The sequence below is a fragment of the Proteiniphilum sp. X52 genome, from assembly GCF_003712195.1.
Taxonomy (GTDB): Bacteria; Bacteroidota; Bacteroidia; order Bacteroidales; family Dysgonomonadaceae; genus Proteiniphilum.
This window is the reverse complement of record NZ_RDSD01000022.1, coordinates 60,800-69,363: the sequence shown is the minus strand read 5'-3', so window position 1 is coordinate 69,363 and position 8,564 is coordinate 60,800. Positions and strand designations below refer to the sequence as shown.

Annotated in this window: 4 protein-coding genes and 1 pseudogene; all 5 read right to left on the bottom strand. The window is 44.1% G+C overall.

Annotated elements, in window-relative coordinates; genetic code table 11:
- Nucleotides 1-83: 83 nt before the first annotated feature.
- Nucleotides 84-1,124: pseudogene (locus D7D25_RS14625) on the bottom strand (SusC/RagA family TonB-linked outer membrane protein); the annotation flags it as partial.
- A gap of 12 nt (nucleotides 1,125-1,136) precedes the next feature.
- Nucleotides 1,137-2,438, bottom strand: a complete 1,302-nt coding sequence (locus tag D7D25_RS14620) for an IPT/TIG domain-containing protein (protein WP_122969681.1) — start codon at nucleotides 2,436-2,438, stop codon at nucleotides 1,137-1,139.
- A gap of 536 nt (nucleotides 2,439-2,974) precedes the next feature.
- Complete coding sequence (locus tag D7D25_RS14615; RefSeq protein ID WP_122969680.1) at nucleotides 2,975-5,665, bottom strand: alpha-L-rhamnosidase; 2,691 nt, start codon at nucleotides 5,663-5,665, stop codon at nucleotides 2,975-2,977.
- 51 nt (nucleotides 5,666-5,716) lie between these two features.
- The gene (locus D7D25_RS14610; RefSeq protein ID WP_255417333.1) at nucleotides 5,717-7,588 is read right to left on the bottom strand and encodes a glycoside hydrolase family 127 protein; all 1,872 of its coding nucleotides are present in this window, start codon (nucleotides 7,586-7,588) and stop codon (nucleotides 5,717-5,719) included.
- A gap of 3 nt (nucleotides 7,589-7,591) precedes the next feature.
- A complete protein-coding gene (locus tag D7D25_RS14605; RefSeq protein WP_122969679.1) occupies nucleotides 7,592-8,521 on the bottom strand; it encodes an alpha/beta hydrolase in 930 nt (309 codons plus the stop codon).
- Nucleotides 8,522-8,564 lie beyond the last annotated feature (43 nt).

Genomic DNA, 8,564 nt, shown 5'->3' with positions numbered 1-8,564 from the left:
CTGTTGATAGCCGCTGTAACGTATGCTCCTGATTTCAAGTCAAGAATTTACAATAGGAACTATTGCGGATAATCATTTTTATTATAATCGCTATTTGGAGACTGCTTGTAGGCGGCAGGTTCATTAGAGAGTCCCAGACTGATAAAATATCTGGAGAGTTTACCCCCACCGCGTATACTTGTATAATAACTTTGTTTATAGGTATTCCTTTTCATGATTTCTTTTTGCCAATTGACATCAGGATATAAATCAGGATCCAACTGCCGGTGAATCAGCGTTAATTCCATATCTGAATATTTGGGCAAATCGCCTCTTACCACACGGGCCTCATTGGCTAACAAAGCATAATCATATGCTCCCAGATATTCAGGCATACGGGTTATGTGCGATAATGTAAAATTAGCTCTTCCGGTAATTTGCAATTTGCCTTCTTCGCCTCTTTTAGTAGTCACCAAAACAACACCATTCGCTCCACGAACTCCGTAAACTGCTGTTGCTGAAGCATCTTTCAATATGGAAAAGCTCTCAACATCGGCGGGGTCTATTTCGCTCAAATTACCTTCAAGCCCGTCGATAAGTACCAAAGCGCTGGAACTGGCTCCAAAAGTACCGATACCACGCACCCAGAATTCAGAGATGTCATCACCAGGCTCACCACTTGTTTGAACAGAAATGATACCCGGGACACGGCCACCAAGCATATTGGTTATCGATACCCCAGGAGTTTGAAGCTCGTTCACATTCACCGATGTAATAGCTCCCACAACACTGATTTTTCTTTGAGTAGTGCCCATGCCTGTTACCACCGCTTCTTCTAAAACTACAGAGATTGGGTTAAGATTAACGCGTAAATTGGGTTCATCTTTTGTTACTAAAAATTCTTGTGTCTGATATCCTATATACGAGAAAACGATCACATCTCCTTTGGAAACCCTGATTGAAAATCTCCCGTCAACTTCGCTGGTAGTGCCTATGCCCGGCCTATCTTTAAGATAAATAGTCACTCCCGGCAATGTTTCATTTAAGTCATTATCCCACACAACTCCCGAAACGGTCAATGGTGCCTGAGAGAAAACGGGATAACTGAGTAATAATAAAAGGAATAATAGTATATTTTTATTCATTGATAATTATATTTATTGTATGGATAATTTTCTCACACACTGATTCCCATAATCTGCAATATAGACAGACCCATCTTTGGCCACAGCGACGCCCCAGGGATTATTCAACATGGCATAATCCTGAGTTCCGTCAATATAGCCAGGAGTGCCAGGAATGCCTATAACCGTAGTTACTATTCCATCAGGCGTTATTTTACGTATACAATGATTGGTTCTGTCCGCAACAAATAGATTCCCGTCTTCATCAAAATCTATTTGTATCACTTCTCTAAACAAAGCATCATTCAATCTGTCTCCATCCGCATGTCCGGGTGTGCCTCTTCTTCCTGCAAACAATTCTAATTCATCCGTAAGGAGGTTATATTTGTAAATACAATACAAGTTCCTTGCAGCCAGATACAGCATGTGCTTGTCCTTAGGATGGAACATTGCAAAATAGTTGGATTGTTGAGCTCTCAAATCACGTATTGGCTTCATTTCCCTGGTTAACGGGTTTATTTGCACAATGTATGAATCGGTGCGCGAGCCGAAATAAATCATTCCATCCAATTCGCAAGATGCAAACTGATGTTTATAACTAAAACTCCAATTACTTATTCCTATATCAGGATTGGCTACCCTAACAGGATTAATATTCCGGTAACTAAAACCTTCATCTAAAGAAAATCTAAGATACGGATTTCCACTATTAGCTGGTACAAGAATATGCCTGCCTGTGGATTTGTCAATCGTAGGCGCGTTATAAGAACCTGATTCCATAATCTTATTGACAATATTAGCCTCTTCATTGAGAAGATATAGTCCGGCTGATTCGTTAGATACATATACATTATATTCATCATCCACACATATGAATTGTGGCTTTTGAATTCTTGCCTCAGACAACGTACCGGCTCTACTTTCGTTGGCGTTTGGCACTCCGACTACTGTGGAAATAGCAATGGTAGTTGTATATTCAAAAGTATTAGGATACACTAATGAATCTTTTCCCACGACTACTGATATTGTGCATGTGTCTCCCGGCTGTCTTGGTGTGATGGCATAAATCAGGTCTCCCACAGACCTAATAACAGCTGCTCTTTTTTCATTAAAGTAAACTTTGATCAGACTTGCGTCAGTACCAAAATTAGATCCCTCCAAAAGTATTTTGGTAGCCATCCCACCAGAATCAGGATAAAAACGGGTTAATTCAACCGGTTTGCTTGGATCATAAGGCTCCCCGACAAAATCGCTTTGATTGGTTTTGTTCTCACATGAACAAAAGATGTACACGATCATTGATAAGATGAGACTGATGTTTTTTAAATTCCTCATGTTAGTTGATTTTTTTGAAACTATATTGCCCGGGTATGCTTCGGTATAGGGAATATGAACCCGGCTCTTGTCAGGCTTGTCTCCGGAAAAGAGGATGGTGTTTTTAAAAAAAGAAACTGGGCTCCGATTGTTAATTAAAGATAATGTAAAGGTGAGGGGGTATTTTGTATATGTCTGTTTGTTAGGATAATAACAGGCTTCCTTTGAGAAAAATGTACAATCAATTCGTCCTATTTTGTTATATTTTAAAAAATATTAGATTTTAAATATGTTGCAAAAATAAATCATGAATGACTTGGTCGACTGTAAAAAGTGACTTGCAAACTATGTTAAATGATTTTTTTTGTTAAAATCAATGTCTCTGGAAAGTGTTGTTTTCCGTATAAATATAAAACCGGCCCCAAAACCCGTAGTCCTTTAAAGGCGACCCTACTTGCGGACCGCTGATCGTCCAAGTTTTATGACGTGAGTTCGACCTAAACCCGTCATGGCCTAGGTCGAACTCGCGTATTTATAGTTATTCATGGCACTTTCCCTTATCGCTTAGAAGTATATTCCACGAAATATTTTCCACTTTTAAGGGAGACAGTATCGGATTGATCCGTGATCACTTCCTGATTTATCTGGGTGCTGATGGCGGATTCGGGGGAAATCAGTTTTGCGATTGAACCGACAGGCACTTCCACTTCCATAGTCATCGTTTCATTATGGAGCTCCCAATGAACACCTATTTTTCCGTACGGTGTCTCCTGTGTTGTTTTGGCCCAGGTGACCCCTTCCGGAATTTGAGGATCTACCAGAAATTCACTGTAAGCCGGTTTTCCGGGAATGGAACGAATTCCTCCTATGGCCTGATAGAACCATTGTCCTACACCGTTAAAACAGTTATGTATCCGGCTTCTATCCCCTGCCCAATGCTCCCAGGTGGTGTTGGCTCCTTGTTCCAGCATATATAAATATCCGGGATGTGTCTTCTTCTTCAGCATGGAGTATATAAAGTCGGGCTGGTTATTGATTGCCGCCCATTCCATCATGACCGGTATCCCGACCAGACCGGTATTGAGGTGCCCGCCATACTCTTTTATTGTCCGTGCAATCAAGGTATTTGTAAGACCGTCTTTTAATTCTTCGGGAGCCACTCCTGCCAGCATCGGAAAAATAAGGTCGATCTGCGATCCGGTGGCATAATAACCTTGTTGCGCGTCAAAGAAGGTTTCATCAATTATATTGTTCAACTGCGCTCTCTTACCGGAATAATATCTGGCTTCTTCGGTTTTTCCCAGTACTTCGGCTATATTCTCCATCTCACCGAGACAGACGGAAATGTAGCAATTGTTTACCAGGTCGACCGATCTCTCATCTATATGATTGGGATTGCCGACTCCTTCCGGTGTGGCCCAATCCCCCAGATACCAGTTCCTGTAGTCGGTGTCAGGCCATCTTTTTAGTAATCCGTCCACACTGTATTGATCAACATATCCCAGCCATTTTTGCATCACAGGGTAATATTTTTCCAATACCTTTCGGTCACCATACTGCCGATAGGTGTTCCACGAAGCGGAGATGATAAATCCGCACCAGTAGGGTCCTCCTCCTGCTGCGTAAGGATTAGGCGCCGTGTGAGGCATACTGCCGTCTTCACGGATCACATCTGCCCACGCCTGAAGCCAGTTGCTGTAAAGCGGAGCCAGGTTGAACATAGTTTGGGCGGTAACTGTGGACGCGTTCCCATCCCCTCCGTATCCGAGCCTTTCTATTTGAGGACAATCTACCAGATAGCCGCCAAGTCCCACGCAACGGAGCGTATAGGAAATCATGTCGTGGATACGGTTGAGATCTTCGTCCGAACATTCGAATGTGGACGCAAATTCAAAATCGGTATGAATAAGATGGGCTTTTATATCTGTTAATTGGGGTGCCTGTTTCAGGTTAGAGATTTTTACATAGCGAAAGCCATGGTAATTGAATTTATTGATGAAATATTCTGTTCCATTGCCCGATGCAATATATTTATCTGTTTGCCCTTGTTTTGCCAATCCTCCGTTATTATCCAGATGATCGGCATACTCCATGACAATTTCCTGTGATTTTTCCAGATCGGGAAAAGTTATTTCGAACCATCCGGTAAGGCACTTACCCATATCCACCAGAAAAGTAGTGTCATTGAGTTTTTCTATTTTTGCAGGCTGTATGGTTTCCATGATCCTGTTGGGTTCAACTGTCTGTGGAGTTACTTCATGCTCCGGTATTTGAGCGACCGCAATTTCCCCCCATTTCAATTCATCCGGCGCTTCAAAAACTATATGCTGTGTTTCCAGATTACCGGAAAGGGTTTCGCCTCCGTATCGTCCCGTCATCCAGTCGCTGATACGGCTATATTCGCTTTCTCTCCCCATCCAGGAAGCGTCGGTACATAGCACCGTTTCACTGGTTCCTTTGTGAACATGTTCCATCTGTGCCCTTACAACAGGGCCGTTGCCTGCAACCCCCGGCAACCCTTCGGTGTACCAGCCGCTCCCCAGCCAGATGATCAGATCGTTCTTCCCTGTTCTCACGAAAGGCGTCACATCGTATGTCACAATCAGGGAACGCTTGTCAAACTGGGAGACTGCCGGCGATAACACATCTTCGCCCACTTTCTGTCCGTTCATGAAAACTTCGTGATATCCGAGCGAATTTACATGCAAAAGGTAGGCTCCCTTTTTGTCCGTTTTATTGAGAGAAAATGTTTTTCTCAGTTGCGGACAACTATAAAAACCCTTTCCGGAAGGATATCCGATATAGGAAGCGGTCCAATCGTTCTTGTCAAGCAACCCGACACCGAACCGGGCCGGTTTGCTCCATGATGATTCGTTTCCGTTCTCGTCCCAAACACGCACTTTCCAGAACAGGAGTTGTCCGGGGTGAAGCGGTTTTCCTGCATACTCGACCCATATATTCGATGAGGAAGTTATTTTTCCGGAATTCCATACATCAGCGTCGTTTTCATTCAGCTTTTGAATATCGTCGGCCACTAAGATCTGATATGCCGTTTGAGTTGCTCCCTGGCGGTTGGAATTGTTTTTCCAGCTAAACCGGGGATGAAGCGTGTTAACCCCCAAAGGATCCTTTAAACTCTCACAGGTAAGGCAAGATATGGAAAATCTGTCCCAATGGCTACATCCCGCAGTGAGGATTAAGAGGATACTTAGAATTGCCAATGGGGAGAATTTGCGGGTTAATATCATGATTGCAAATTTTTATTGAAAGATATTCAAATGGATATGTGGTCAGATTATCTATTTCCTCGGGTCATATAGCTGCGGCAGCCAGACTTTAAAGAAAGGATAAGTCATCATGGCATTTCCTGCCGAAGCATAGTCGCACAGTTCCGTTTCTACCGGTTCAGCGCCATATTCCGCATATGATTCCGGAATAAATTTAGCTGAAAACAGCATCCAGATATCCTTGCCGGAATAATTTTTCCGGGTCAAATCGATATGTTTATCCTCATTTACAACAGGTTTGAGTATTGCCTCCAATGCCGGGCCTTTGAGTCTTTCATCTCTGGACAGCACGATCGGCCCTCTGGTGATGGCTATATAGGTTGGATTAGTGTGCATGGTGTGAATTTTTCCTTTCATTTCGAACCCGATGGAAATTTCATCGTTGTTTTTCCATGTTCTGTGGAGGATAAGATATTCGCCCGGAACAACGTTTTCCACCGGAGCACCATTCACAGTGACAATGGATTTTTCACTCCATGAGGGAATCCTGAGAGCGATATCCATTTTCTCCTCTTTTTGAAGCTGCAATTCAATGTCAATTTGTCCCGACAAGGGATAATCCGTTTTTTGGCGCAATGTGACCGGTCGGTTTGCCGGTGTCTTTAGCTCATATGAGCCATCCAGGTAGAAATTGATATAGGGTCCTTTCTCAGAATTCATCACTGCGGTTAAAGGGATGGTAAATAATCCTCTCGGCCCGCTCGCATTACAGCAATTCAAACCCATGCCACATTGTTCCGATCCTTTTAACCGTTGACCGTACAAGGGAGTGTATTTTGCCCAGTCGGACCCATCAGGGCGCATCGATCCCAAAAGCGCATTGTAAAAGGTCTGTTCGATCGCGTCGGCATATTTGGATTCCCCGGTCAGACGGAGCAATTGCTGGTTGAATTTGAGCCAGGTTACAGTAACACAGGTTTCCTGGTAATGCTCTATCGGCATTGTCTGCAGCCCTTTCCCCGAGAACCATGCTTCCATTGCGGAGCCGGAACCGGCAATATTCAGTTCCGTATCCACAATGCTTTGCCAGGTCTTCCCGGCAGCTTTTTTATATTCCTCTTTCCCCGTCAGGCGGTACAGTTCCAGTAATCCTTCGTAACAGGACATCATTTCGTATGCTTTTTGTCCCTGATCCCATCCGTACCAATTATTCCTGTCGGGTTTAGGAAACCGCTCTCCGACAGGGACTCCTGCTTTGGATATCAATTGAGGCCCGTCCGGTGTTTCCCATTCCCTGATAATTTCTTCGGCGAAATCCAGGTATTTTTTGTCTGCGGTACGAACATATAATTGGCATATGGGCTCAAGGACGGAAGACGCTGCCATACCGCGATGATTACCCAGTCTCACAATTTTCGCGTTTCTTTCGGTGAGTTCCCGGATCAGGCAATCCGCCTGTTGGGTTGCTGCCTGTAATGCCGTGCGATCTTTGAAGGTGTCGTAATAGGCGATCAGGCCGAGCAGGCAGTATTTTCTTCCCCAGATATCCCATGCTTGCAACCGGCTTTCGGGCGCATAATTTCCGATATATCCGTCGGGAGTCTGTGTTTTTATTAATTCTTCGACGGCTTCTTTCAATTTATCGGCAAGAACCGGGGTGGGGTGATATTGATAGGCGAGTAGAGCCGATGTAAGCCATTTCCCCCAGAACTCGCCCTGCCAGCAACGGTGCTCATCTCTGACGGTAAAGGGATGGACAAGCGTGTGCACATCCTGAGCAAGAATCCGGTTCTGATAGGACATGTTGAATTTCTCTCCCGCATGCCGGTTTATCTTCGCTGAAATGGCAGGGGTTAACTTGTCGTGTACGCTGCTTTTCACGGTTGTTTGGGGACAAACGAATTGAGCAGACAGAAGTAGCAGAATGGTAATTGCCTGTTTCATATTTCACCTGTTTTTGGAATGTAATTGTTCTGCCTTCATCCAACGGACACATTGGCTGAACCAATCCTCGAAGGGTGGATTACTCCCAAAACCATGTTGTCCTTTGGAATAAATATGTATTTCGGCCGGTATACTATTTTCAAGTAATTTATTATAGAAACGAAGACTATTTTCCACCGGAACAACCGTGTCGTCTCCGGCATGAAAAAGAATGGTTTTAGGGGTATCTTTATTCACTTGTAATTCGTTGGAGAAGAATTTTACCGAATCTTTCCCGGGATGTGGTCCCAGCAAATGATCTTTGGAGCCCACATGTCCGATGCCATCGCTGAAACTGATCACCGGATAGACGAGAATCATAAAATCGGGTCTTAGGTTGGTATTCCGTTTGTTCTCAACCAGTGTGGAATCAAAATGTACTCCGGCAGAGGAGGCCAGATGTCCTCCCGCCGAGAATCCCATTATCCCGACCTTGCCGGGAGCGATACCCCATTTTTTCGCATTTTCACGCACGAGCTGGATAGCACGTTGCGCATCTTTTAATGGTACGAACGATTTATCCGTTACGATTTCCTCGTCGGGCAGGCGATACTTAAGCACAAATGCCGCAATCCCCTGTCTGCTGAAAGCCTCCGCAACCCTGAATCCTTCCCGTTGGATATGCAGGGTTTGATATCCACCGCCGGGACAGATAATCACGGCCGCTCTCCCCTTATTTCCATCAGATGGTATAAAAGGTGTCAACGAAGGATTGGTTACTTTAGTGATGATCAGGTTATTTCCCCGATCATGGATATGCTCCTCCGCGATGATCTCATCTATTTTATCATACAATAGAAACTCCTGTCCCTGTTGCGGCGACAATTCCTGTCCTTTCACCATAAGGCACAACCCCCAAAAAAGAACGACAAGCAAATTCCGATAGATTGTCATAGTTACTTAATTGTTTATTGTGTTTTTGAGATAAAGCAAAATC

Coding starts and splice junctions, on each gene's coding strand:
- D7D25_RS14610 (WP_255417333.1), bottom strand. CDS start 7,588: ATGAAACAGGCAATTACCATTCTGCTACTTCTGTCTGCTCAATTCGTT.
- D7D25_RS14620 (WP_122969681.1), bottom strand. CDS start 2,438: ATGAGGAATTTAAAAAACATCAGTCTCATCTTATCAATGATCGTGTAC.
- D7D25_RS14605 (WP_122969679.1), bottom strand. CDS start 8,521: ATGACAATCTATCGGAATTTGCTTGTCGTTCTTTTTTGGGGGTTGTGC.
- D7D25_RS14615 (WP_122969680.1), bottom strand. CDS start 5,665: ATGATATTAACCCGCAAATTCTCCCCATTGGCAATTCTAAGTATCCTC.